20 protein-coding genes and 1 riboswitch are annotated in these 24,179 nt (G+C 72.6%); of the genes, 10 read left to right on the top strand and 10 right to left on the bottom strand.

Annotated features, from left to right (window positions below; genetic code table 11):
- Nucleotides 1-15: 15 nt before the first annotated feature.
- On the bottom strand, nucleotides 16-141 hold the full coding sequence (locus OG587_RS39305) for a hypothetical protein (RefSeq protein ID WP_329083908.1): 126 nt from the start codon (nucleotides 139-141) through the stop codon (nucleotides 16-18).
- 72 nt (nucleotides 142-213) lie between these two features.
- On the opposite strand from OG587_RS39305, the gene OG587_RS39300 reads away from it, so the two are divergent.
- From OG587_RS39300 to rsgA, 5 genes are all read left to right on the top strand, one after another.
- A complete protein-coding gene (locus tag OG587_RS39300) occupies nucleotides 214-1,005 on the top strand; it encodes a TIGR03084 family metal-binding protein (RefSeq protein ID WP_329083907.1) in 792 nt (263 codons plus the stop codon).
- A gap of 160 nt (nucleotides 1,006-1,165) precedes the next feature.
- Nucleotides 1,166-1,564, top strand: a complete 399-nt coding sequence (locus tag OG587_RS39295; RefSeq protein WP_329083906.1) for a YccF domain-containing protein — start codon at nucleotides 1,166-1,168, stop codon at nucleotides 1,562-1,564.
- A gap of 93 nt (nucleotides 1,565-1,657) precedes the next feature.
- The gene (locus OG587_RS39290; protein ID WP_329083905.1) at nucleotides 1,658-2,671 is read left to right on the top strand and encodes a YihY/virulence factor BrkB family protein; all 1,014 of its coding nucleotides are present in this window, start codon (nucleotides 1,658-1,660) and stop codon (nucleotides 2,669-2,671) included.
- Nucleotides 2,672-2,679: 8 nt separating this feature from the next.
- Nucleotides 2,680-2,763: riboswitch (ZMP/ZTP riboswitch) on the top strand.
- Nucleotides 2,764-2,795: 32 nt separating this feature from the next.
- Nucleotides 2,796-4,052, top strand: coding sequence for a serine hydroxymethyltransferase (glyA, locus tag OG587_RS39285; RefSeq protein ID WP_329083904.1), 1,257 nt, complete (start codon nucleotides 2,796-2,798; stop codon nucleotides 4,050-4,052).
- Between the two features lie 475 nt (nucleotides 4,053-4,527).
- Nucleotides 4,528-5,646 (top strand): ribosome small subunit-dependent GTPase A, encoded by a 1,119-nt coding sequence (rsgA, locus tag OG587_RS39280; protein ID WP_329083903.1) that lies wholly within the window; start codon nucleotides 4,528-4,530, stop codon nucleotides 5,644-5,646.
- A gap of 131 nt (nucleotides 5,647-5,777) precedes the next feature.
- On the opposite strand, the gene OG587_RS39275 is transcribed toward rsgA, so the two are convergent.
- The 4 genes from OG587_RS39275 to OG587_RS39260 form a co-directional block, all read right to left on the bottom strand.
- A complete protein-coding gene (locus tag OG587_RS39275) occupies nucleotides 5,778-6,092 on the bottom strand; it encodes a WhiB family transcriptional regulator (protein ID WP_012893126.1) in 315 nt (104 codons plus the stop codon).
- Nucleotides 6,093-6,196: 104 nt separating this feature from the next.
- Nucleotides 6,197-7,144: a sucrase ferredoxin gene (locus OG587_RS39270; RefSeq protein WP_329083900.1), complete on the bottom strand. Its 948-nt coding sequence runs from the start codon at nucleotides 7,142-7,144 to the stop codon at nucleotides 6,197-6,199.
- A 219-nt stretch (nucleotides 7,145-7,363) separates the two neighbouring features.
- Nucleotides 7,364-8,920 carry a glycerol-3-phosphate dehydrogenase/oxidase gene (locus OG587_RS39265; RefSeq protein WP_329083899.1) on the bottom strand — a complete coding sequence of 519 codons (1,557 nt, stop codon included), beginning with the start codon at nucleotides 8,918-8,920 and terminating at the stop codon, nucleotides 7,364-7,366.
- Nucleotides 8,917-9,483 carry a TetR/AcrR family transcriptional regulator gene (locus OG587_RS39260; protein WP_329083897.1) on the bottom strand — a complete coding sequence of 189 codons (567 nt, stop codon included), beginning with the start codon at nucleotides 9,481-9,483 and terminating at the stop codon, nucleotides 8,917-8,919. The genes OG587_RS39265 and OG587_RS39260 overlap by 4 nt, the downstream gene beginning before the upstream one ends.
- A gap of 46 nt (nucleotides 9,484-9,529) precedes the next feature.
- Between OG587_RS39260 and OG587_RS39255 the strand changes: the two genes are divergently transcribed.
- The 3 genes from OG587_RS39255 to OG587_RS39245 all read left to right on the top strand — a co-directional run bounded on the left by OG587_RS39255 (nucleotide 9,530) and on the right by OG587_RS39245 (nucleotide 14,354).
- Entirely contained in the window at nucleotides 9,530-11,104 is a 1,575-nt protein-coding gene (locus OG587_RS39255) for an FAD-binding oxidoreductase (RefSeq protein ID WP_329094138.1), read from the top strand.
- 101 nt (nucleotides 11,105-11,205) lie between these two features.
- Nucleotides 11,206-12,714 (top strand): metallophosphoesterase family protein, encoded by a 1,509-nt coding sequence (locus tag OG587_RS39250; protein ID WP_329083896.1) that lies wholly within the window; start codon nucleotides 11,206-11,208, stop codon nucleotides 12,712-12,714.
- A gap of 35 nt (nucleotides 12,715-12,749) precedes the next feature.
- A complete protein-coding gene (locus tag OG587_RS39245; RefSeq protein ID WP_329083895.1) occupies nucleotides 12,750-14,354 on the top strand; it encodes a bifunctional 3'-5' exonuclease/DNA polymerase in 1,605 nt (534 codons plus the stop codon).
- A 101-nt stretch (nucleotides 14,355-14,455) separates the two neighbouring features.
- Here the strand turns inward: OG587_RS39245 and OG587_RS39240 are convergent, their stop codons facing one another.
- The 5 genes from OG587_RS39240 to OG587_RS39220 form a co-directional block, all read right to left on the bottom strand.
- Entirely contained in the window at nucleotides 14,456-15,757 is a 1,302-nt protein-coding gene (locus OG587_RS39240; RefSeq protein WP_329083894.1) for an MFS transporter, read from the bottom strand.
- A gap of 168 nt (nucleotides 15,758-15,925) precedes the next feature.
- Nucleotides 15,926-18,031: a serine/threonine-protein kinase gene (locus tag OG587_RS39235; protein WP_329083893.1), complete on the bottom strand. Its 2,106-nt coding sequence runs from the start codon at nucleotides 18,029-18,031 to the stop codon at nucleotides 15,926-15,928.
- Nucleotides 18,032-18,249: 218 nt separating this feature from the next.
- Complete coding sequence (locus OG587_RS39230; protein ID WP_329083892.1) at nucleotides 18,250-19,656, bottom strand: DUF1116 domain-containing protein; 1,407 nt, start codon at nucleotides 19,654-19,656, stop codon at nucleotides 18,250-18,252.
- A 67-nt stretch (nucleotides 19,657-19,723) separates the two neighbouring features.
- Complete coding sequence (locus OG587_RS39225; protein ID WP_329083891.1) at nucleotides 19,724-21,229, bottom strand: FdrA family protein; 1,506 nt, start codon at nucleotides 21,227-21,229, stop codon at nucleotides 19,724-19,726.
- Nucleotides 21,216-22,109 carry a DUF2877 domain-containing protein gene (locus tag OG587_RS39220; RefSeq protein ID WP_329083890.1) on the bottom strand — a complete coding sequence of 298 codons (894 nt, stop codon included), beginning with the start codon at nucleotides 22,107-22,109 and terminating at the stop codon, nucleotides 21,216-21,218. Before OG587_RS39220 ends, OG587_RS39225 begins: the two co-directional genes overlap by 14 nt.
- 189 nt (nucleotides 22,110-22,298) lie before the next feature.
- On the opposite strand from OG587_RS39220, the gene OG587_RS39215 reads away from it, so the two are divergent.
- Nucleotides 22,299-23,879 carry a PucR family transcriptional regulator gene (locus OG587_RS39215; protein WP_329083889.1) on the top strand — a complete coding sequence of 527 codons (1,581 nt, stop codon included), beginning with the start codon at nucleotides 22,299-22,301 and terminating at the stop codon, nucleotides 23,877-23,879.
- Nucleotides 23,880-23,889: 10 nt separating this feature from the next.
- Nucleotides 23,890-24,105, top strand: a complete 216-nt coding sequence (locus tag OG587_RS39210; protein WP_329083888.1) for an RNA-binding S4 domain-containing protein — start codon at nucleotides 23,890-23,892, stop codon at nucleotides 24,103-24,105.
- The last annotated feature ends 74 nt before the right edge of the window (nucleotides 24,106-24,179 follow it).

The raw sequence follows: 24,179 nt of genomic DNA, 5'->3' as shown, positions 1-24,179 counted from the left end.
GCGGCGGGATTTCGGTCAGCCCTGGCGGGGCCAGTCCAGTGCCGACTCCCGGGGCTCGGGGGCGGGCTGATGCTGGCAGTCGCACCACGAGCCTCCCCGGCACTTCTCGTGCCGCCGCTCCTTGCACTCCTCGCAAATCATGGGTCCATTCTGCGCTGTTCCTTCTAGAATATTACTCGGTTACCCTTGTCTGGGCTGCGACAGGGAGGCGCCATGAGCCTGATGGACGAGCTGCTGGCGGACCTGCGCGCCGAGACGGCCGAGTTCGACGCCATGATCGGAGGGCTCGGCCCGGACGAGTGGGAACTGTCCACCCCGGCCGAGGGCTGGGCGGTACGGGACCAGGTCGGCCACCTCGCCTGGTTCGACGACGCCGCCACCGTCTCCGCCGCCGACCCCGGGGCGTTCCGCGCCGCCCTGCCCGCGTTCCTCGCCCGCGGGGACTCCGCCGTGGACGAGCTCGCCGCCGCCTCGCGGGGGCTGACCGCCGCCCAGCTCCACGAGTGGTTCCGCGAGGCGAGGACCCGCGCCCTGGAGGCCTTCGCCCGGCTGGACGCCGGTGCCAGGCTGCCCTGGTACGGGCCGGAGATGTCGGCCGCGTCCTTCGTCACCGCGCGCCTGATGGAGACCTGGGCCCACGGGCAGGACGTGGCGGACGCGCTCGGCGTCGCGCGCGTGCCGACCGCCAGGCTCAGGCACGTGGCGACGCTCGGGGTGCGCGCCATGCCCTACGGCTTCGCGGTGCGCGGCCTGGAGCCGCCGGCGCGCCCGGTGCGGGTGGAGCTGACCATGCCCGGCGGGTCGCCGTGGGAGGCCGGACCCCCGGACGCCGCCGACGTGGTCCGCGGCACCATGCTCGACTTCTGTCTCCTGGTGGTCCGGCGCCGCCACCTCGCCGACACGTCCCTGCTGGTGCGCGGCGAGACCGCCCGGACGTGGACCGCGATCGCCCAGGCCTTCGCCGGACCGCCGGGCAGGGAACGGGCTCCGCTCGGGCAGGGGTAGGGGACCTGCCCCGCTCGGGCCGGAGACGGCCGGGCAGGGAACGGGTCCCGCTCGGGCCGGGGTAAGGGGTGGGCCCCGCTCGGGCCGGGGTCCGGATCAGGGGTGTTCCAGGGGGACGCCGGATGGAACCGGCCTTATCTGGCCTGACATGCTCGTAAATATGCGGACGCTGTTGAACGTCATCTGGCTGGTCTTCGCGGGAATCTGGCTGGCGATCGGCTATGTCCTCGCGGGAATCGTGTGCTGTGTCCTGATCATCACGATCCCGTTCGGCATCGCGTCGTTCCGGATCGCCGCCTACGCGCTGTGGCCCTTCGGACGGACGGTGGTGCGCGACCCCGAGGCGGGCGCGCTGTCGACCATCGGCAACGTGATCTGGTTCGTCGTGGCCGGGATCTGGCTGGCGATCGGGCACCTGCTGACCTCGATTCCGCTCTTCCTGTCGATCATCGGCATCCCGCTGGGCCTGGCCAACCTCAAGCTGATCCCGATCTCCCTGCTGCCGCTGGGCGCGCGCATCGTCGACGCCGATGACGCCGAGGCGTTCTACCGCAGGTAGGTTTTGCCGCAGGTGGTCCGGGTAGCTGGGTGAGATTCGATCGTTGCCCGCCCGACTCGTGATCAAGCGCGGCTAGGAATACCGTTGTGTGGCATGACGTCCACTGATGCTCCGGCCCATCGGCCCGGGCCCGAGCGGCGCCCTCCGCGCGGGCCCGGGGTGCGGTTGCGCGCCGGTCTCTCGTGGATCCGCGATACGGACGTCTGGGCCAGGCTGCGGGCGCTGCTCTCGTGGATCCGCGGCACCGACGCGTGGACCCTGATCGTCGCCACCACGAACGCGGGCGTCACCTACCGCGTCACCGGCCTGGCGGGCGAGGCGGCCTTCTTCGCGCTGCTGTCGCTGCCGCCGTTCATGCTCGGCCTGATCGGCGTGCTCGGCCAGCTGACCTGGGTGTTCGGCCCCGAGACGGTCAAGAACGTCAGCGTCTGGATCGACCAGCAGGCTCACCTGCTGTTCACCGACAGCGCCGTGGACACCGTAGTCACCCCCCTTCTCCAGGACGTGCTGAAGCCCGAGAACCAGGTCTCGCTGATCTCCCTGGGCTTCCTGCTCGCGCTCTGGTCGGGCTCGCGGGCGCTGTTCGTCTACGTCGACCTGATCTCGGTCTCCTACGGCCTCGGCGAGGAGCGCGGCATCATCCGCACCCGCCTGATGTCCTTCGGGTTCTATCTCGCGGGCCTGCTGATCGGGCTGGTGGTGATGCCGGTGCTCGTCCTCGGTCCGGGCGCGCTGCGCGGGGCCCTGCCGGCCGACTACACCGTGCTGGTCGACATCCTCTACTGGCCGGTGGTGATCATCGGTTCGGTGATCTTCCTCACCCTGCTCTACCACGTGAGCGTGCCCGTACGCACGCGCTGGTGGCGCGAGCTGCCGGGGGCGTTGCTCGCGCTCGTCATCTGGATCGTCTGCGCCGCCGTGCTGCGCGCGGTCCTCGCCGCCTGGTTCTCGCCGGTCTCCATCTACGGCTCGCTCGCCGCGCCCATCGCCGTGCTGCTGTGGCTCTACATCACCGCGCTGGCCGTGCTCATCGGCGCCACGCTCAACGCCGAGGTCGACCGGCTCTGGCCTGTCGAGGGCGCAGGTCGCGCCGGGCGCGCGGCTTAGTCCGCTATCGTCTAAGCCGCGACTGGCGCATAAGGTGGGAGAGACCACCGGGGAGCGGAAGGGCGAGAAGGCCGAGCGCCTGGGTCTTCGCGCGATGTCGACGATGACAGGGGAGTGAAGGCGCATGAGCGCTCTTTCCAGCGTGGATCCGCAGATCGCCGAGCTCGTCAAAGCCGAGGAGCGGCGGCAGTCCGACACCGTCAAGCTGATCGCCTCGGAGAACTACGTCTCCAAGGCCGTCCTCGAGGCCACCGGCAGCGTCCTGACCAACAAGTATTCCGAGGGCTACGCCGGCAAGCGTTACTACGAGGGCCAGCAGATCATCGACCAGGTCGAGACCCTCGCCATCGACAGGGCCAAGGCCCTGTTCGGCGTGAACCACGCCAACGTGCAGCCCTACTCGGGCTCACCCGCCAACCTCGCCATCTACCTGGCCTTCCTGAAGCCGGGCGAGACGGTCATGGGCATGGGCCTGCCGTTCGGCGGCCACCTGACCCACGGCTGGTCGGTCTCGGCCACCGGCAAGTGGTTCAACCCGGTCCGCTACGGCGTGCGGCAGGACACCGGCCGCGTCGACATGGACGAGGTGCGCGAGATCGCCCTCCGCGAGCGCCCCAAGCTGATCTTCTGCGGTGGCACCGCGGTCCCGCGGACGATCGACTTCCCGGCCTTCGCCGAGATCGCCCGCGAGGTCGGGGCCGTGCTCGCCGCCGACATCGCGCACATCGCGGGCCTGGTGGCCGGTGGCGCCCATCCGTCGCCGGTCGGCCACGCGGACGTCATCTCCACCACCACCCACAAGACCCTGCGCGGTCCTCGGGGCGCCATGCTCATGGCCACCTCCGACGAGCACGCCACCGCCCTCAACAAGGCCGTCTTCCCCGGCCTGCAGGGCGGGCCGCACAACCACACCACCGCGGCCATCGCGGTGGCGCTCAAGGAGGCGTCGACCGACGAGTTCAGGGACTACGCCCGACAGGTCGTCCTGAACGCGCAGGCGCTGGCCGAGGAGCTGCTGGGCAGGGGCTTCGACCTGGTCTCCGGCGGCACCGACAACCACCTCATCCTGTTCGACCTGACCCCCAAGGGCATCGGTGGCAAGCCCGCCGCCCAGGCCCTCGACAGGGCCGGGCTGGAGACCAACTACAACAGCGTGCCCTTCGACACGCGCAAGCCGTTCGACCCCTCGGGCATCCGCATCGGCACCGCGGGCGTGACCAGCCGGGGCATGGGGGTCGCCGAGATGCGGCAGATCGGCGCCTGGATCGACCAGGTCGTCACCGCCCTGGCCAAGGACGAGGACGAGGCCAAGCACGTCATCACCCGCGTCCACGGCGAGGTCAGGGAGCTCACCTCCCACTTCCCGGCGCCCGGTCTGTGACCGTGCCCCTCGAGATTTGGCCGCCGTCCGGGTGATCTCCTCGGGTTCGCGGCGCGCCGGTCCGCGAGGTCTCCGGGGCGCCGCGACACGCTGATCGGCGACCGATCGACCACGTACAGGGCAGGACGAGACGCCCGGCCGGGACACCCCGGCCGGGCGTTCTCGTGCCGCGCGGGAGATTCACCTCGGAACCGGGACCTCCCGCGCGGACCGGGGGCGCCGGGCGGCGGCGGCGCCCGGGGCCGGCTGGAATCCCCGGCTTCGGCCGTGGGAAACACCGTAAATGTGTTTGCGCCGGACGGGAGACGGTGCGCTAAAGTCCTCCCCAAGACGCCGTTCGAGAGACGTGCGGCCACGAGGTGACAGGAGGTGGGGGCATGCGGGTTGTTCTGGTGAGCCTGCCGTCCGTCAACCTCCGGGTGCCCGCCTAGCCGATTCGCGACAGGGCACCCGGCCTTCCACAAGGGTGCTTACGTTGTCTTCGCCAATCGTCTCCTCTTCATCTGTTCTCACCGCGCTCGGCTGGAACGACTCCCTCGCCGCCGAGCTCCCCGCGGGCCTGATACCCGCCCGCGTGTCCCGCGTCGACCGCGGTGCCGCCGAGGTGCTGACGGCCTCCGGTCATCTCCGGGCCGGCTACGCCGCCAGGGTGCGGCGCGCCGCCGCCGCCGACCCCGTGGACCTGCCCTGCGTCGGTGACTGGGCCGGGCTCCGCCGCCTGGCCGAGGGCCGCTTCGAGCTGGAGGCGCTCCTGCCCCGGCGCACCGCGTTCGTACGCGGCGGCGTCGGCAGGGTCTCCAGGGGCGGGCTCTCCGGCGACTCCCAGGGCCAGGTGCTCGCCGCCAACGTCGACGTCGTCTTCGTCGCCGAACCCGCCCTGCACGCCACCGACACCGCCGACCTGGGCAGGATCGAGCGGCTGCTCGCGCTCGCCTGGGAGAGCGGGGGCCGTCCCGTGGTGCTCGTCACCAAGTCCGACCTGATCGGCGAGAGCCTCGGCTTCCTGATGGACGAGGTCGCCTCGGCGGCACCGGGGGTGGACGTGCACCCGGTCTGCTCCGTCACGGGCGAGGGCGTCGACATCGTCCGCGGCTACCTCGAGGGCACGCGCACCGCGGTGGTGCTCGGCGCCTCGGGCGCGGGCAAGTCGACGCTCGTCAACGCCCTGGCGGGGGAGGGGGTCATGGAGACCCAGCAGGTCAGGGCCGGTGACGGCCGGGGCCGTCACACCACCGTGCACCGTGAGCTCATCCCGCTCCCGGGGGGCGGGCTCATCATCGACACGCCCGGTATCCGCCGCGTCGGCCTGTACGACATGGGCGAGGGCGTGGACATGGTCTTCTCGGACCTGGAGGAGCTCGCCGCGCGGTGCCGGTTCGGCGACTGCCGCCACGACAGCGAGCCGGGCTGCGCGGTGATCGCCGCGATCGAGGACGGCACACTTCCGGAGCGGCGGCTGGAAAGCTGGAACAAGCTCCAGAGGGAGGCTGCGTGGATGGCGTCCAGGAGTGACGCGCGGCTCCGCAAGGAGCTTCAGGGCAAGTGGAAGAGCATCACCAAGGAGATGCGGAAGCCGGGCCGCAGCAGGCCCTGACCCGTGGGGGAAACCCGCCGTGCGGTCGCCCGTCCCGGGGGCCGCACGAGCGGGGCCCGACACGACGACGTGTGATCTCGCAGGGGGTTCGCGAGATCACACGTGCGGGGGAAGCCGGGTGGAGGTACTGCTCAGGCGACGGCACTGATGCCGGCGCTGGCGGCGCGGCGCATACGACGGCGACGCTCGGAGGCGCGCTCGTCCTCGTTCAGACCGCCCCAGGTGCCGTACTTCTCCGGACGGGACAGCGCGTAGTCCAGGCACTCGGCGCGAACGGGGCACTGGGCACAGATCGCCTTGGCCTTACGCTCGCGGATGTCACGCTCGGGCTGACGCTCGCCGTCGGGACCGAAGAAGAGCACGAGGTCCTCGCCCCGGCACGCGGCGTCATCCTGCCAGCCCCAGCTGGGCCGAGGCCGGGCGGTCTGCCGACGTACCTGAGACATGAGAAAACCACCTTATAGTGAGAGGTATTTCTGGTTGATGCCGCATTGGACGCTTGTGACGTCCCTGGGTCCAACGCCTGGATTGGCCGTGATGTTCCCTCAGGTCAGGTCAGCGCGGACGTGGCATACCGCACAGGGGTTACCCTGTCCAGCGTGACCAGCCGGTAGGTAGTGATCGTATCGGCGCAAGCCGTACCGCATGGCGTTGTCAGCGTCATGGGTTCAACCACTACCCGAAAACGAGCGCCACTACCGCGCACAAATGCCTCGGTGACGGCGCCGTCCAACCTGGAGGATTCCACGGCCACTCCGCCAACCGAGAGATCACCCGTATGAATGCGGATGAAATGCTCGGCGGCCTGCAGTGGCTCAGGGATGCCTGCGCGTCCCCGGAAACGGTCGAGGATGACCTCGCCGGACCGGTACGCGTTGGCTGCCGCGATCGCAGCAGCCTGAGACATGCTGCCGTAGTAAAGCCCGTGTGGCAAGCACACGAGGTTGGCGGCGTATCGATCGCCGCCAACATGTGATGTTTCCCATACTGTGTCCGGCAATGTTTTTGCCAAGGACCGAGCTAGGGGTAGTCCAATGCGGGCGCAGCACGCGTTGCGCTTGGCATGCGTGCAGACCAGAAAAACCGGCTCACTCACAAGTATGCAGGACTCCGGGACCACTCCGGCCACCACGCTGTCAAGGTTAAGATCGTCTGGACCTGCGATGACGCCTTCGGCGATCCATGGTTCGGCTGCCCCGGAGTCGGCGACCATGACGTGAATGCCGGTTTCCACGAGGTTTCTGCGCCCTGGTCGGCGGATCAGCTGGGGGCGGATGCCGAGCCGCGTGGCCCGTTTGATAAGGGTGTGCACATCCGCGGGAAGGCTGCAGTCCTCCAGATGGGAGGCCCAGGGGCCGGGGTGCTCGATGAGTAGCCAGAAACGGGCTCCGACGGTCGCGCTGGCGTGGACCGGCAGTTCGCCGGTGTGACAGCCCGGCGGGTGCGTGCACCCTTTACCCGCCATATCCGCCCTGCCCACGACGCTCCCCGTGCTCACGCTCTCTCCTTGCTCGAACTTAGGTAAGACTAACCTAACAGGAGGATCGAGGTGGTGACGGGTAAAACGATCATAGGCGTGTGAAGGCGATGCGCGAGCGGCCGGGCGGCCTTCCCGGCCACGGCGGACTTCCCGGCCCTGACGGTCTTCCGGCCACGGCGGTCTTTCCGGCTCCGGCGGACGGGCGCGGGCGTCAGTGGGCCGGCACGGGGGCGGGCGTCAGTAGGCCAGTGCGGCGCGCGCCAGGGGCAGGGCCGCGTCGCGGTCTCGAGGGACGAGGCCGACCCTGGTCCGCCGGTCGAGGAGGTCGTCCACGTCCAGGGCGCCCTCGTGCCTGACCGCCCAGACGAGCTCGGCCCCGGTGACCCCGGCCGGTCCGGGCTCGGCCAGCCAGGAGGCCTCCGCCATCAGGGCCCGTACGGCGCCCGCCTCGTTCCCGTACCGCTCCAGCAGCCGGTCCGCCCCCCGGACCTCCCCGCCCTCCCCGCTCTTGCGGCCGTCCGCGCCCCTCCCCGGGCCGGCGCCGTTCGCGCCGTCGGGGACGGCCCCGACGAGGGGAAGCTCCGCCGTGCGGCTCCGTCCCGCGCCGAGCCGGCCCAGTGACACGGCCCGGTCGACCGCGTCCTCGGCCATCCGCCGGTATGTGGTCAGCTTGCCGCCCACGATCGTCACCAGTCCGTCCGGCCTGCTCAGCAGCGCGTGCCTCCTGGACAGGTCGGCCGGGCGGCCGTCGGCGGCGAGCAGTGGCCGCAGCCCCGCGTAGGTCCCGGCGACGTCCTCGCGCCGGACCGGTTCCTCCAGTACGGAGTTCAGGATGGACAGCAGGAAGGTCACGTCCTTCTCCGGCACCCTCGGGACGTCCGGGACGGGGCCGTCCACCGGTTCGTCGGTGAGGCCGACGTGGACCCGCCCGTCGGGCTGGGGGAGGATCAGGGCGAAGCGATTGCTCTCCCCGGGAATCGGCACGTGCAGTCCCGCGGCCAGGCCGGGCAGCGTCTCGGACCGCAGCACCAGGTGGGTGCCGCGCGAGGGGCGCAGCCGGATGCCCGGGTGCAGCCCGGCGGCCCAGACGCCGGTGGCGTTGACCACCGTCCTGGCCCGGATCGTGAAGGTGTCCCCGTCGAGCTCGTCGCGGACCAGCGCGCCGTCGCCGGACAGCTCCAGCGCCCGGCAGCGCGTCAGTATCCTCGCCCCGTGGGCCGCGGCCGTCCTGGCCACGGCGACCACCAGGCGGGCGTCGTCGGTCAGGCGCCCGTCCCACGACAGCAGGGCGCCGCGCAGCCCGCGCGAGCTCAGTGGCGAGGCGAGGGCGAGGGCCTGCGCGGCGGAGATCCGCGAGGGACCTGGCAGGAGGTGACGGGGCGTGCGCGCCGCGACCCGCAGCCCCTCACCGAGGCGGTATCCGGTCATCAGCAGCGCCGCGTGGCGGCGGGAGATCTCCGGGACCAGCGGCAGCAGGTAGGGGTGGGCCCTGACCAGGTGCGGCGCGGTGCGCCCGAGCAGGTGACCGCGCTCCACCGCGCTCTCGTACGCCACCCCGACCTGCCCCTTGGCCAGGTAGCGAAGCCCGCCGTGGATCATCTTGGAACTCCACCTGGAGGTTCCGAAGGCGAGGTCGTGGGCGTCGATCGCGGCGACGGAGAGGCCTCGGGAGGCCGCGTCGAGTGCCGCCCCGGCGCCGGTGGCACCCAACCCCACCACCAGCACGTCCACCACGAGGTCGCGAACCTCGGCCAGTTCGCGTGCCCGGCGGGCGGCGTTGAGAGAGGAGTTCACGGTCGCAGGTACCTTTCCAGGAGCGTGGCGAGCTCGGCGTCCAGGTCGTCCAGACCGACGGGGTCGAGCATGGTCGGGCCGGAGAGCAGGAACGACTGGGCGGTCAGCAGCACGGCCCTGGCCATCCTCGTCGGGTCACCGGGCCGCACGGTGCCCCCCTCCTGCCCCCGGGTGATCGCCGCCTCGACGATCGTGAGCATGGCCTCGTGGCTGGCCCCCCTGCGGTCCAGCAGGTAGGGCAGGAGCAGCTCCGGGTCCACCTCGACGATCTTCCGCCAGAGCGGTTGGTCGCGCAGCGCCCGTACCACCGCCACCGTCGAGGTGACCGGGTCCCCGGTCGCGAACCGGTCCGCGACGCGCACCCACTCGCGGGTCATCAGGTCGGCGACGAGGGTGCGTACGTCGGGCCAGTGGCGGTAGATCGTCATGCGGGAGAGCCCGGCCCGGCGCGCCACGTCGCTGAGGGTGGTGCGCCGCACCCCCACCGCGAGGATCACCTCGCGGGCGGCGTCCAGCACATGACCTCCGCTTTCTATGTCCACATTGTGACGAATAGACGTCATGTGTCACAGTGTAAAGGTGGAAAATCCGACGAGTACCGCCGACCCCATGCTCTGGTCCGGCTGGGGTGACCCCGGCAAGGCCGTAGACCTGCCGGAACCGGTCAGAAAGCTGCTCCACGACGTGCTGGGCGTACGCCCGGGGCAGGATCGGGCCGCGAAGCTCGGTGAGGTGCGGCTGCCCGCCGTGGCCCTCTCCCCGCTCGTGCTGGCGGAGCTGTGCGGCGTCGTCGGCGCCGATCACGTGTGCTCCGGCGACGAGGCCCGCGTCCGGCACACCCGGGGCAAGTCCACCACTGACCTGATGCGCATGCGCGCCGGGGACGGCTCCGACGCGCCCGACGCCGTGGTGCTGCCCGGCTCGCACCGCGAGGTGCTGGAGGTGCTGGCCGCCTGTGCCGCCCACCGGGTCGCGGTGGTCCCGTTCGGCGGCGGAACCTCCGTGGTCGGTGGCCTGGTCGCGACCCGGGGCGGGTTCGCCGGTGTCGTCGCGCTGGACCTGGCCCGCCTGGACCGGCTGATCGCCGTCGACGCCGAGTCGATGGTCGCGGAGATGGAACCGGGGCTCCGGGCACCGGGGGCCGAGCGGCTTCTGGCCGGGCACGGGTTCACCCTAGGTCACTTTCCGCAGTCGTTCGAGTACGCCACGCTGGGGGGTTTCGCCGCCGCCCGCTCCAGCGGGCAGGCCTCGGCCGGGTACGGGCGCTTCGACGACATGGTGGTCGGCATGACCGTGGCCACCCCGCGCGGCACCCTCGAGCTGGGCCGGGCGCCCAAGTCGGCGGCCGGGCCCGACCTGCGCCAGGTGATCCTCGGCTCCGAGGGGGCCTTCGGCGTGATCACCTCCCTGAGGCTCCGCGTCCGGCGCGCGCCCGCCGAACGGGTCTACGAGGGGTGGCGGTTCGCGTCGTTCACGGAGGGGTCGGCCGCGCTGCGACACCTCGTCCAGGAGGGCGTCGTGCCCACCGTGCTGCGCCTGTCCGACGAGACCGAGACGATGGTCGGCCTGGCCCGCCCCGGCGAGATCGGCGCCTCGCCGACCGGCGCGGGCTGCCTGGCGATCGCCGGGTACGAGGGCTTCTCCGAGGTGCCCGCCCTGCGCGAGCGGGCCGCCGCCGTGCTGTCCGGGCTCGGTGGCGTCCACCTCGGTACGGATCCGGGGGAGTCATGGGTCCGCGGGCGCTACTCCGCGCCCTACCTGCGCGACTCGCTGCTCGCCGCCGGGGCGACCGTCGAGACGCTGGAGACGGCCGGGTTCTGGTCCAACCTGCCCCGCCTCTACGACGCCGTACGGCTCTCGCTGCACGCCTCGCTCGGCTCGCCGCTGGTCATGTGCCACATCTCCCACGTGTACGGCACCGGCGCCTCCCTGTACTTCACGGTCGTCACGGCGCAGGGCGACGACCCCGTCGGGCGGTGGGAGGCGGCCAAGCGGTCGGTCAACGAGGCGATCGTCGCGGCCGGAGGCACCGTCTCGCACCACCACGGCGTCGGCCGCGACCACCGGGAGGCCTACGCGACCGAGATCGGCGACCTGGGCGTGGAGATCCTGCGCGGGATCAAGGACCGGCTCGACCCCGAGGGCATCCTCAACCCCGGCGTCCTCGTCCCGCCGGGGAGGTGACGGGTACGGGGCCCAACCGGGGAGCCGGCCGGAATCGCGGTCACGGCGCGCGTCCTGGGGATCCGGGTGCGCCTCCTTAAGATCATTGCCAAGATATGGTCATGGCTGACATAGGACAGGCGGCGGAGCACGGGCGTGAGGCCTCCTCCCGGGTGTCGAAGGAGGGCGCGGGCTGGTCCTGCGCCCAGACCGGCACCTTCAAGGACCTGCTTCCCAGCCAGGAGACCTTCTCCTGGCTGAACCCGCGCACCATATGGCGGTCGCGCAACGAGGTCCTCGCGATCCTGTTCGGAGACCCCTCGGGGCAGGTGCGGGCGCGCTGGGTGGGCTCCCAGCGGGACCGTGGCGTCGACCCCTCCTTCCGCATTCCGATGGACGTCGGCCCCGAGTTCTCCTTCCTGGTCCTCGGCGACACGGGGGAGGGCGACGCCTCGCAGTACGCCGTGGTGCCGGGCATGCTCAAGGTCGGCGAGGACACCGCGTTCGCGGTCGTCGCCAGTGACGTGATCTACCCCACCGGCTCGGGCAACGAGTACGAGGACAAGTTCTTCCGCCCGTACCAGGACTACCGGGCGCCGATCTACGCGATCCCCGGCAACCACGACTGGTACGACGGGCTCGGCGGCTTCATGCGCGTCTTCTGTGACGCCCCGGCGCTGGCGGCCGAGAGCGAGGGGTTCAAGCTGTCGCCCTCGGGGCTGCGCGGCCTGCTCTGGCGCAGGCCGGAGAAGATCGACGAGGCCCGGCTGGCCAGGGCGCGCGAGCGGCGGGCGAGGCCGGAGCAGCGGGTCGTGCAGCCCGCCCCCTACTGGGCGATGGAGACCCCGGGGCTGCTCATCGTCGGCGTGGACACCGGCATCCGCGGCGACATCGACAGGGAGCAGGCCGACTGGCTGCGCACGGTCTCCCGCGACCCCCGGCCCAAGGTGCTGATCACCGGGAAGCCCATCTACACCCGCAACGACCACAAGCCGTCGAAGCTGGTCGGCGGCGGCACCATCGACGACATCGTCACCGACCCCGCGCACAACTACGTCGCGGCGATAGGCGGCGACGTGCACAACTACCAGCGCTTCCCGGTCAAGGTCGGGGAACGGACCATCCAGTACCTCGTGGCGGGCGGCTCCGGGGCCTTCATGCACGCCACCCACACCACCCCGAGGGTCACCGTGGGCGGCGTGGACGAGGACGACTACCGCTGCTACCCGCTGCGCGGCGACTCGCTGTCGTTCTACAGCAGGCTCTACAGCGACCGGCTGCGCATGCGCTGGCTCTACCTCACGCCCGACGAGAGCGCGGCGCTGATGTCCCGCCAGATCGGCAACACCCCGGTACGGGACACCCCGGCCGTGCCGATCACCCGGCGGATGAGGTGGGCGGCCCGGATCCTCGGCGGCTGGCCGATGCCGCTGCGGCTGCCCGTGGGCAGGACCTTCCACCGCTACCTGTCGGAGCTGTCGGACTGGGACACCCCGCCGTTCTTCAAGAGCTTCCTGCACGTCTCGGTGACCGCCGAGGTCCTGACGATCCGCTGCTTCGCCGCCACCGGCTGCCTGCAGCAGGAGATCGAACCCCCGATCGAGGACGAGATCGCCATACCGCTCGTCTGATCGAGAATGTCGTACCGGCGTGGCAGTGTTGGCGTATGCACGTGTCGGTCGCGGCGGCTCCCGGGGGCGGGGGCGTTCTGCGCGTGGACGGCGGGCCCGCCGGGGCCGTCGCCGATCTGCCCTCGGCCGTCCGCGAGCTGGAGACCCGGAGCCCGCGCTGGGTCTGGGCCGACACGCGGGAGGTCTACCCCGCGCTGCTCGCCGCCGGGGTGCGGCTGGCGCGCTGCCACGACCTGGCGCTGACCGAGGGCCTGCTCCTGGCCCACGAGGGGCGCTTCGGCGAGCCGAGGTCGGCCCCCGCGGCCCACGCCCGGCTGCACGGCCTCCCCGTGCCCGACGACCACCACGGCCCCGCCGGGGGGCAGGCGCGGCAGGCGACCCTCTTCGAGGAGGAGGCGCCCCCGCCGGACGCGGACCTGGTCGCCGAGGTCTACGCCGACCAGCTGCGGCGGGTCGAGGCCACCGCGGATCCGGGGCGGTTCCGGCTGCTGGTCGCCGCCGAGTCGGCCGGGGCGCTGATCGCCGCGGAGATGGCCCGGGAGGGCATGCCCTGGCGGGAGGACGTGCACGACGAGCTGCTGACCGGCCTGCTCGGCCCGCGACCGGTGCACGGCATGCGGCCCGTCAAGCTCCAGGCCCTGGCCGACCAGGTGGCGGCGGCCTTCGGCACGTCGTTCAACCCCGACTCCCCGCAGCAGATCGTCCGGGCGTTCAAGGCGGCGGGCGTGCCCGTCGCCTCCACCCGGGCCCACGACATCAAGCAGGTCGAGCATCCGGGCGTCGCGCCCCTGCTCGCCTACAAGGAGATGGCCAGGTTCTACAGCTTCCACGGCTGGGCCTGGGCCGACCAGTGGGTGCGCGACCACCGCTTCCGGCCCGAGTACGTGGTGGGCGGCGTGGTGACGGGCCGGTGGGCGACCAACGGCGGCGGGGCCCTGCAGATCCACAAGCTGATGCGCAAGGTCATCGTCGCCGACGACGGCTGGACGCTCGTCGTCGCCGACGCGGCCCAGCTGGAGCCGCGTGTGCTGGCCGCCATGGCGGGGGACGGCGGCCTGGCCAGGGCCGCCGGGCAGATCGACCTCTACCAGGCGCTCGCGCAGGCGTTCGGCGGTGAGCGTGACAACGCCAAGATCGCCATGCTGTCGGCGATGTACGGGGGCACCAGCGGAGACGCGCCCAAGCTGCTGGCCGTGATGCGCCGGCGCTTCCCCCGCGCCTACCGGTTCGTGGAGGACGCCGCCAGGGCGGGTGAGGAGGGCAAGGTGGTCCGCTCCTGGCTGGGCCGCACCTCGCCCCCGCCCTCCGCCGGCTGGCGGGAGCTGGTCTCCGGCCCCGAGGGAGGCCGCGCGGCCCGCGACCGCGGCCGGTTCACCCGCAACTTCGTCGTCCAGGCGACCGCGGCCGAGTGGGCGCTCGTGCTGATGGCCGTGCTGCGCGGCCTGCTGCCCGACCCGGCCAGGCTGGTGTTCTTCCAGCACGACGAGGTGATGGTGCACTGCCCTGCCGAGCAGGCCGGCGAGGTCGTCGCGGCGGTCGGCAAGGCCGCCGAGGAGGCGACCAGGCTGCTGTTCGGATCGACCCCGGTGCGCTTCCCCATGCTGGCCGTCCCGGTCAGGTGCTACGCCGACGCCAAATGACGCCCGGCGTCCCCGGGCGTCCCGGGCGGTCCCGGTGGCAACCGGCTGCGGGCCGGGCGCGGTCGAGGGTGAAGGGGGCCGAGGTGAGGGGCGGTCGCGGCTCAGGCGCGGGCCAGGGTCAGCCAGGCGCCGGTGACCGTCACCATGACCGCGACGGTCGCGCCGAGCACGCCGTACGACAGGGTGCCGACGACCACCCCGGCGATCACGGTGCCGGTCGCGCCGCAGACGTTCATCAGCAGGTCCGAGAGGCCCTGCACGGGGGTGCGGTGTTCGAGCGGCACGGCCTCGCTGAGCATCGCCGAGCCGGAGATCAGCCCGCACGACCAGCCGAGGCCGAGCAGGACCAGCCCGACGGTCACCCGCGTGACGTCGTGCGCCCCGGCCCCGCCCGCGAGGACGGCCGCGGCCAGCAGCAGGCCCATCCCCAGCACCAGCACCGGCGTTCTCCCGGCCCGGTCGGCCAGCCAGCCGACCACGGGCGACAGGGCGTACATCCCGGCGATGTGCAGGCTGATCACGATGCCGATGACCGTGTACGTCGAGCCGCCGTGGTCGAGGTGGACCGGGGTCATGGACATGATCGAGACCATCGCGGTGTGGCTCACCGCGATCGCGACCAGCGCGCGGCCCGCCACGGGGGTGCCGCGCAGCACCCGCCAGGCGGTGCGGAGCGTGCCCCCGGTCTTCCCCGGGGCCGGGGAGGTGCCGGGCGCGGGGGACGCCTCCGGGGCCGGGTCCGTGGAGCGGGCCAGGAGCAGGGGGTCGGGGCGCAGGGCGATCACGATGATGCCGAGGGCGATCGCGAAGCCCACCAGGGCGATGGCGAACGGGCCGCCGCCCGGCGGCAGCCCGAGCCCGGAGCTGAATCGCTCGGCCGGTCCCGCCAGGTTCGGCCCGGTGACCGACCCGACGGTGGTGGCCCACACCACCAGCGACAGGTGCCGGGCCGAGTGCCCCGGCGGGGACAGGTCGGTCGCGGCGTAGCGTGAGGCCAGGCCGCCCGCGCTGGCCGCGCCGAACAGCACCAGCCCGGCCAGCAGCAGCGGCCACGAGCCCAGGCCGACCGCGAGCAGCGAGACCAGGCAGCCGAGCAGGGCGCAGCCGTAGGCCAGGACGAGCCCGGCCCGCCGGCCGCCCCTGCCGGACGATTTCGCGGTGGGCAGCGCCAGCAGTGCGGCGCCCAGCACGGTCGCGGTCCCGGCCAGCCCGCTGAGCGCCGTGGAGCCGGAGAGCTCCTCCACGGTCACCGAGCTGAAGGTGAGCCCCACGGCGACCCCGATCCCGCCGCTGATCTGGGCGGCGGACAGAACGGTGAGCGTCCGCCGCTGCACGGCGGCGATCCGTTCTCCGCCGTCGGGGGAGATGCCGGGGGCCGTGGTGTTCGGGGGGTTCGCGGTCACGAGCGAAGTCTGCCATCACTCATGACCACACCACGAGGTCATTTCGCGGGCGGCGTGGCAGGACCGGCGTGACGGGGCCGGGGTGACGGGGCCGGGGTGATGGACGGTGGGACCGGGGGCGTGACGGGACGGCGGTGAGGCCGGGGGAGGACGGGACGGCGGACGAGGTCAGCCGACCGAGGTGAAGGTGGCGAAGAACGTCTCCAGGATGTCCGAGTTCTTCTCCCAGTCCAGGTCCTGGACCTTGAACGTGATCTGGTAGGCGGTCCGGCCGTTGAGGGCGACGTAGCGCGTCAGCCCGTGCATCGGGACGCCGTTGGGCTGGACGTAGGTGTACTCCCAGTCCGCGGCCTTCCACGTGCGGTAGTTCACCGCCGTCACGCCGACCTCGGTGTACTCGTCCAGGCCCTTCTTGCTCGCCCCGCTCAGTGCCGTCACCGGATCCGTGACCGGCACCTCGACGACGACGATGCTCTGCCCGCCGCTCTTCGGCCCGGAGAAGGTGACCGCTCCGCCGGGGCTCTCCTTCACCGTCCAGTCGCCGGGCACCGCGCCGGAGACACCGGCGGCGTTCGCCAGCTTGAAGCCCTCGGGGATCTCCTCGCTCGGCGCGGCGGGGGGCACCGGCTCGGCCGCCGTGGAGGCCGGCGTGGACGGGATCGTGGAGACCGGGGTGTCGGAGTTTCCGCCGGGCAGGAAGACGAGCAGCCCGGCGACCACGATGGCCAGCACGCCGCCCCCGCCGAGCATCAGCAGGCGGACGTCGGGGCCGCCCCCGCCGTTTCCCTGGGCGCGGCGCGCGTTTCCGCGTGCCCCGTTCCGGCTGGGTGAGGTCATGGACTGCGAGTCCCGTACGGCGGCGCGGGAGGACGCCTCCCGCGAGGTGGGCGTGGGCCAGAGCGCCGCCTCGCGGGCCTTGGACGCCTCGCTCTGCCCGCGGCGCGGCGCGGCCGGTGGCGCTGACGGCGGTGCGGCGGGCAGGTCGCCGGAGAAGCTGGTCAGCGGGTCGAACGGATTGCCGTCCGGGCCGGTCGCCGGGATGCGCAGCGCGTCGTAGCCGCGCCGGTGCTCGCCGGTCAGACCGGTGATCGCGTCGAACTGCGGCCCGCCCGCCTGCGGGAACCCGCCGGTGCCGGTGGCGGGGAAGGACAGCAGGTCCGCGCGGTGGGACCCCGACGGGCTGGAGAGCGCGTCGTAGGGGAGCGGGTGGCCGCCCGAGGAGTCGTTGGTGTACGGCACCCGGATCGGGCCCGAGGGCGTCTCGATGATCCGGGAGGGCATCGGTCCCGACGGCACGTCCAGCGGGGGCATCAGGTGGATCGGCATGGAGTCGCCCGGGACCGGCATCGACGACGGCGAGGGGCTGGGCGCGCGGTTCGGGGTGCTGGAGCCGTGGCTGCGCAGCACCCGGTCGAGCAGGTCCGACACCTGCGAGGCGCTCATCCGGTCGGCGGGGTTCTTGCGGAGCAGGCCCTCGATGACGGTGATCAGGGCACCGGCCCGCTGCGGCCGGCTGGGCTCCTGCGTGAGGATCGCGCCGAGCACGGCCACCGCGTCCGGCCCCTCGTAGGGGGGCCGCCCTTCGACCGCCGCGTACAGCGTGGCGCCGAAGGACCACAGGTCGGAGGACTGCGTGACCGGCTGGCCCGACAGCCGCTCCGGCGGGATGTAGGCGGGCGAGCCCATCATCAGGCCGGTCTGGGTGATCGCCACGTCTCCCTCGATCGCGGCGATGCCGAAGTCGGTGAGCACCACCCGGTCGGAGGTGAGCAGCACGTTGCCCGGCTTGACGTCGCGGTGCATGATCCCGGCGGCGTGGGCGTGGCGGAGCGCGTCGAGCACCCGGACGCCGATCTCGGCGGCCTGGACCACCGGCAGCGGCCCGCTCTGCCGCACGGCCTGCTCCAGCGACCAGGCGCGGACCAGCTCCATCACGATCCAGGGGCGGCCGTCCTCCTCGACGACGTCGTGGACGGTGACGATGCCGGGGTGGCTGAGCCGGGCCGCCGAGCGGGCCTCGCGGAGCATCCGCCGGTGGGCTCCCTGCTTGCCCGCGTGGTCGAGCCCGTAGGGGAGGATCAGCTCCTTGACCGCGACGTCCCGGTCGAGCAGGACGTCGTGCGCGTGCCACACCATGCCCATCCCGCCACGGCCGACCGGCGACACCAGGCGGTAGCGCCTGCCCACCAGCCTGCCCTGGCCCTCCGGTGTTCCGCCGGCGGAATCGCCGCCCTCAGGCCCCTGGGGGTTTCTCCCGAGCAAGCGATCGGTCATCGTTCCCCGTTCCCCATAACCAACCCCTGTGAGGTGGACACGATATCGGGATGGCATTTGGTTATGGAAGTTTGCATGCTGAGAAGGCGCGTGACGGTATTTGTCAGGATCGGTCTCCTTCAGATCACTGAGCCTGCGTCCGCGCTCTGACGTCGCCGAATGCTACCGGCGGATGGAGAAATTGTCAGCTTTACCCAATCTTAATAGACAAAAGATCACTAAGCCGACGCATGTTCATGATCGGCCGCCGCGGCCAGCGCGGCCAGGGCCGAGGTGAAGGCCGAGGCGGGCGGGCTGACCAGGCCCGCGCCGACCTGTCCGGTCCCCGCGACCCGTCCGGCGATACCGGTGTTCACGGTGGGCAGCAGGCCCGTCCTGGCGACCAGCGTGACGTCGACGCCGACCGGCGTGCCCCGGAAGTCCAGCCCCGGGATCTGGTACGCGGGGTGCTCGGCCAGGGTGATCTCGTACATGGACCGGGTGGCCGCCATCGCGTCCGACACGTTCCCGCCGACGAACCTCACGATCGCCGGGGCGGCGGCCATCGCGAAGCCGCCCAGCCCCGCCGTCTCGGTGATCGTCGAGTCGCCGATGTCGGGATTGGCGTCGTCGGGGCCGTACGCGCCCAGATAGAGACCGTCCGGCACGCCCGCGGGGCCGGTGAACCAGCGGTCGCCCAGCCCGGAGACCTGGACCCCGAAGTCCGTGCCGTTGCGGGCCATCGCGACGACCATCGTGGAGCCGGGGACGTCCCGCGCGGCGTCCGCGGCGACCTTGCAGGCGGCCATGCCCGCGTTGAGGAAGAAGTGGTCGTTGCCGTTGACGAAGCGCAGGACCTCGGCGGCGTGGCCGGGAGCGGCCTCCACCACGTCGGGGGCCAGCTCGCGCACCATCAGCGAGGTGGCGGCGCGGTTGCGGTTGTGCAGCTCGTCGCCCATCTGCAGGGCCTGCGCGGCCAGCGACCTGAGGTCGAGCGGCCCGCTCCGCTCCAGGGTGGCCTGAAGCACCGGGCCGAGCACCTCGGCCATCCAGCGCAGCCGCTCAAGCACCTCGGGGCCGTACGCGCCGTACCGCAGCACCTTGCCCAGGCCCTCGTTGAGCGAGCAGTAGGCGGTGCCGCCGTGCTCGGCGTCGCGTACCTCGAACATCCACATCGACGGGGTGACCACGCCCGCCATCGGCCCGACGGTCCGGTGGTGGTGGCAGGAGTCGAACCGGGCCCGCCCGGCGGCCAGCCGCTCCTCGGCCTCCTCGGCGTCGGCGGCCAGCCCCTCCAGCAGCATCGCCCCGATGAGCGCGCCCCGCATCGGCCCCGACGCCCGCTCCCACTCGATCGGCGGGCCCGCGTGCAGGAAAGTGCCCTTCGGCAGGTCGAGCACCTCGTGCGCTGGCCGTACCCCGACAAGCTGCGGCCGCGCCGAGACCAGGCGGCCCACGGCCGTCTCGTTGGCACGGACCCTGCGCGGATCGGCCAGCACCCTGGCCAGGTCCGCCTCGGTGCCGGGCATCGGCGGGCGCCAGTCCACCCGGACCCGCGGGACGGCCTGCGCGTCCAGCGCCTCGCCGAGCACGTCGGCCCCCACAGTGATCACTTCCGGCTCGCCGGAAAGCATGGACAGCGTCATTAATTCTCCCTGAACCTGGAACCCGAGCCTGAAACGAGCCCGGAAACCTCCGGCCTCGGGCGAACGGTCAACGAGCGTTCGCGGCGACCCCGGTGGCCGCGCGCGCGGCGTACCCGGCGGCCTCGGCGTTGGACGTGAACACCGTGGCCCCCGCCGCGTTCAGGGCCTCGGCCTGCGCGGCCAGCCCCTGAGGGTCGCCCTCGGAGCCGACCAGCGCGACCACCGCCGTGACGCCTCTCGCGACGGCCTCGGCGACCGCGGGCGCGAGCCTGGCGGCGGGGTCGGGGTCGGCGCCGTGGCCGAGTACCACGTCGAGCAGGGCGACGTCGCCGGGCGGCACCTCGGCCAGGGCCTCCAGACGGAGCGTCGGGTCGATCATCGGGTGGGCCCTGCCCACCGTGTAGGCGTCGTCGCCGAAATCGGTGAACTCTCCGGTCCCGACGATCAGCCGCGCCTCCACGCACAGCGTCCCGCCCGAGTAGATTCCCCGCACGTTCCCCCCGGCTCCGGCTCCGGCTCCGGCTCCGGCACCGGTCGTCTCGGGAAGCCCGGGTGCCGCGGTGGTCGTCTTGGGGAGCCCGGGTGCCGCGCCGGGCGCCCGCTGCTCCGTCCGCGCCGCGCCGGGGGCGGGCCAGGAGGGCCAGGTGGGGACCGGGACGCCGAGGGCGCGCAGGGCGGCCTCGGTCACCGAGGTCAGATCGTCCTGGCCGGGACCGAGCAGCGCGGTCACGACCGGCGTGCCGAGCTTCGCGACGGCCTCCCCGACGGCCCGCGCGACCTCGGGGGCCGGGGGCTTGGAGATCAGGACGATCAGCTCGGTGGCGGGGTCGGCGTCGAGGGCCTCCAGGGCGCGCAGGGTGGACAGCCCGCCCACGTCCGCGGACAGGTCGCGACCGCCCACGCCCAGCACGTGGGACACCCCCACCCCCGCCAGATCGAGCAGGCAGGTCACCTGCTGCGCACCCGTCCCCGAGGCGGCCACCAGCCCGACCGGGCCCGGCCGCAGGACGTTCGCGAAGCCGAGACCCGCCCCGCCGATCACCGCGGTGCCGCAGTCGGGACCCATGACCAGCACACCGCGCTCGGCGGCGCGCCTCTTGAGCAGCACCTCCTGCTCGACCGGCACGTTGTCACTGAAGATCATCACGGACAGGCCCGCCTCGACCGCGTCCAGCGCCTCGGCGAACGCGTGCGGGCCGGGCACCGAGACCAGGGCCAGGGTGGCGGCGCGCTCGCGGGCCGCGGCGCGGACGGTGCGCGGGGGGCGTTCGGCGCCACCGCCACCACCACCCGCGGACGGGGCCGACAGCGCGGCCAGCAGCCCGTCCAGTTCCGCCGACGCGGCCTCCAGGGCGTCCGCCTCGCCGCGCAGCGCGATCAGCAGGTCGGCCGGACCGGCCTGGGGCAGGTCGAAACCCAGCTCGGCGGCGATCCCGAGGTTGAGCTCCGTGGCCATCGCCACCACCGCGACCTCCACGCCGGACAGCGCGGTCGCCGCGCGGCTGACCCGCATCAGGCTCACGGAGTCGTGGTAGACCCCCGTGCGCGTCCGGACCACATCAGTACTCGCCATTGCCCCCGCCTTCCAGATCGATCACCGCCGCGAGCCCGATCCGCAGTCCCCACGCCAGGTCCGCCCCGGAGGTGTGGCCCAGCTGCAGGAGGCGGTGCAGCGCCGCCTCCAGGGACTGCCGTCCCGCCAGGCCCCGCAGCACGGCCAGCACCTCGCCGCTGGCCTCGCCCCGGGCGGCGCAGTGCAGCAGCGCCGCCGAGATGGGGGTGGTCCTGCCGCGCACGTCGAAGGTCACCGCGGCGGCCAGCCAGTCGGCCAGCCACACGGCACGGCCCGCACCCGTCGCGCCGCCCAGGTGGCGCAGCGCGACCAGCAGTCCCGCGAGCACGTCGTCACCGCTCGGCGTGAGTCCGGGACCCAGGCCGACCAGCTGCTCGGCGGCCACCACGCTTTTCAGCAGCGAGCCCTCGGCGCAGCCCTGGGCCAGCAGGCCGGCCGCGCCGTTGCCCTCCAGCCCGGGACGCCTCGGCGACCGCCCGCACAGCTCCGCCATCACGGGCAGCGAGCGGGCCAGCCGCGCCACGTCCACGGCACCGAGCGGCGGGGCCGGGTTCCACCAGCGGTGGGCCCGCAGGCTGAGCCGCCCGACGTCGATCGAGCCGTCTCCGACGGACGCCTCGTCGCCCACCGCGACGCGAGGCATCGGGTCGGTGACGACCATGGCGTTGGGCAGGCGGGTGGCATCCCCGGTCACCACCGCGATGACCTGCGGTTCCAGCTCGGTGCGTACCTCAAGGTAGACGCCGGAGGGGAAGGCCGCCAGCACCCGCGCCGGGCGGCGGGGCGCCTCCAGCATCCGGCGCAGGGCCGTGCTGGCCGCGCCGGTCCCGTGCGTCCGTACGTCCGCGCGCTGCGCCCTCGGGCGTGTTCCAACGGTCATGAGCGCTCCTCGGCAGGCCCCGTGGGTGTGAAGGTGCTCTCTCCAGCGGTTCGCTCGCTCACGGACTCCCCCATCCATTGAGCCGACGGTAGAACGGGCGTGGACGCAGGCCGTACGGAGAAAGATGCCAACAGTCTGCTCAAAGGTTGGCTCTTCCTGACAGACGGTTCCATCAGTCACAATCACCTCATGGAACCCCCCGTGCGCCCGGCGAGCACCGGAACGATCATTCACGGCGTCGCCGTCGGCGAGGTCCTCGGCGTCTCGACACTGGCGGGAGCCCGGCTGATCGCGGGGGAACGGGGCCTGGACCGCGTCGTGCAGCGCCTCAACGTGATGGAGGTGCCCGACGTCCTGGCCTGGGTCAAGCCGCACGAGCTGCTGCTCACCACCGGTTACCCGCTGCGCAACACGCCCCAGTCGCTCGGCAGGCTGGTGGCCGACCTCGACGAGCGCGGCCTGGCCGCGCTCGCCATCAAGCTCGGCCGCTATCTCGACGAGCTGCCCGAGGAGATGGTGGAGCAGGCCGACCGGCTCGGCTTCCCGCTGATCCAGCTTCCCGACGACGTCGGCTTCGACGACATCCTCAACCAGGTGCTGACCGACATCCTCAACCGCCAGGCCGCCGTGCTGGCCAGGGCGGAGGAGGCGCACCGGGCGCTGGTCCAGGTCGTGCTCGCCGGGGGCGGGCTGCGCGAGGTGACGGCCGAGGTCGCCGGGCTGCTGGGCGTGGGGGTGGCCGTGCTGGACGGGATGGGCCACGTGCTGGCCGCGGCCGGGCCCGTCGAGCACGTGGCCGCGCTGCGCGACGCCTCCGATGCCTCCGGGGCCCCCGAGGGGCGCCACACCTCGGTGCCGGTCGTGGCGGGCGGCCACCACCACGGCAGGATCGTCGCCTGCGGGCCGGTCGGGTCGATCGGTGACAGCGACGTCGGCATCCTGGAACGTGCCGCCACGGTCGCCGCGCTGGTGGTGACCCGGCAGGAGGCGGTCAACGCCGTCGAGAGCAAGTACCGCGCCGACTTCCTGCGCGACGTGCTCACCGGCAGGGCCGGGGGCTCCGAGCGGGTCGCCTCCCGGGCCAGGGCCTTCGGCTGGGACCTGCAGCGGCCGGTCACCGTGCTGGTGGCCGAGCTCGACCCCGAGGGCGACGAGCGCGCCGCCCAGGACCGCCTCGTCACCTGCTGGACCGGCGCGATGCGCCGCCACGACGCACGCGGCGCGGTGGCCGGGTTCTCCCACGAGGTCGTCACCATCGTGGACGCGTCCGTCGACGCGGGCCGCCTCGCCAAGGACGCCGCCGCCGCCTTCGCCGAGTCCCTGCCCGCCACCTTCTCCACCGGCGCCAGCCGCACCGCAGTCGGGGCCGAGGCGCTGCCCGAGGCGTACGGCCAGGCGCTGAAGGCCGCACGGGTGGGCCGTCAGCTCCACGGCAACGGCGCGGTCGCGCACTTCGACCAGCTCGGCGTCTACCGGCTGCTGTCCCTGGTCAACGACACCTCCGAGCTGCACGCCTTCGTCCGCGAGACCCTCGGCCCGCTCGCCTCCGACGACGACGCGGAGAACGCCGACCTGCGCCGTACGCTGCAGGTGCTGCTGGAGACCAACCTCAACGTGGCCGAGACGGCGCGCAGGCTGCACTTCCACTACAACACGCTGCGCTACCGGATCGGCAAGCTGGAGCGCATGCTCGGTAGCTTCACCGAGGACGCCCACCTGCGGCTGAACCTCACCCTCGCCCTGCACGTCCTGCGGATGCGCGGGATCTAAGCTGTTCGGCGTGAACGAGACCTTCGAGCTGGAAACCGAATACATCCCGCTGTGCGACCTGCTCAAATACTGCGGCGTCGCCGAGACGGGCGGCCAGGCCAAGCACTTCATCGCCGACGGCAACGTGCTGGTGGACGGCGAGGTCGAGCTCCGCAAGACCTGCAAGATCCGTAACGGCCAGGTGGTGACCGGCGACGGCTTCGAGATCCACGTGGTCGGGAAATAGCGCGCGCCCTGCCGCTCGCGCTCCTCACCGGCGCGGCAGGTACGCCGTGCGCGAGGTGTCCACTGGTCGGCCCC

The sequence above is a fragment of the Streptosporangium sp. NBC_01469 genome (assembly GCF_036227305.1).
Classification (GTDB): Bacteria; Actinomycetota; Actinomycetes; order Streptosporangiales; family Streptosporangiaceae; genus Streptosporangium.
The sequence above is the reverse complement of the archived record's forward strand: the minus strand, read 5'-3'. Positions and strand labels throughout refer to the sequence as shown.

Bases quoted from the DNA above. Each gene is read 5' to 3' on its own strand.
- OG587_RS39305 (WP_329083908.1), bottom strand. From the start codon at position 141: ATGATTTGCGAGGAGTGCAAGGAGCGGCGGCACGAGAAGTGCCGGGGA.
- OG587_RS39300 (WP_329083907.1), top strand. From the start codon at position 214: ATGAGCCTGATGGACGAGCTGCTGGCGGACCTGCGCGCCGAGACGGCC.
- OG587_RS39295 (WP_329083906.1), top strand. From the start codon at position 1,166: ATGCGGACGCTGTTGAACGTCATCTGGCTGGTCTTCGCGGGAATCTGG.
- OG587_RS39290 (WP_329083905.1), top strand. From the start codon at position 1,658: ATGACGTCCACTGATGCTCCGGCCCATCGGCCCGGGCCCGAGCGGCGC.
- glyA (WP_329083904.1), top strand. From the start codon at position 2,796: ATGAGCGCTCTTTCCAGCGTGGATCCGCAGATCGCCGAGCTCGTCAAA.
- OG587_RS39275 (WP_012893126.1), bottom strand. From the start codon at position 6,092: ATGTCTCAGGTACGTCGGCAGACCGCCCGGCCTCGGCCCAGCTGGGGC.
- OG587_RS39260 (WP_329083897.1), bottom strand. From the start codon at position 9,483: ATGACGTCTATTCGTCACAATGTGGACATAGAAAGCGGAGGTCATGTG.
- OG587_RS39255 (WP_329094138.1), top strand. From the start codon at position 9,530: ATGCTCTGGTCCGGCTGGGGTGACCCCGGCAAGGCCGTAGACCTGCCG.
- OG587_RS39250 (WP_329083896.1), top strand. From the start codon at position 11,206: ATGGCTGACATAGGACAGGCGGCGGAGCACGGGCGTGAGGCCTCCTCC.
- OG587_RS39245 (WP_329083895.1), top strand. From the start codon at position 12,750: ATGCACGTGTCGGTCGCGGCGGCTCCCGGGGGCGGGGGCGTTCTGCGC.
- OG587_RS39235 (WP_329083893.1), bottom strand. From the start codon at position 18,031: ATGACCGATCGCTTGCTCGGGAGAAACCCCCAGGGGCCTGAGGGCGGC.
- OG587_RS39230 (WP_329083892.1), bottom strand. From the start codon at position 19,656: ATGACGCTGTCCATGCTTTCCGGCGAGCCGGAAGTGATCACTGTGGGG.
- OG587_RS39225 (WP_329083891.1), bottom strand. From the start codon at position 21,229: ATGGCGAGTACTGATGTGGTCCGGACGCGCACGGGGGTCTACCACGAC.
- OG587_RS39220 (WP_329083890.1), bottom strand. From the start codon at position 22,109: ATGACCGTTGGAACACGCCCGAGGGCGCAGCGCGCGGACGTACGGACG.
- OG587_RS39215 (WP_329083889.1), top strand. From the start codon at position 22,299: ATGGAACCCCCCGTGCGCCCGGCGAGCACCGGAACGATCATTCACGGC.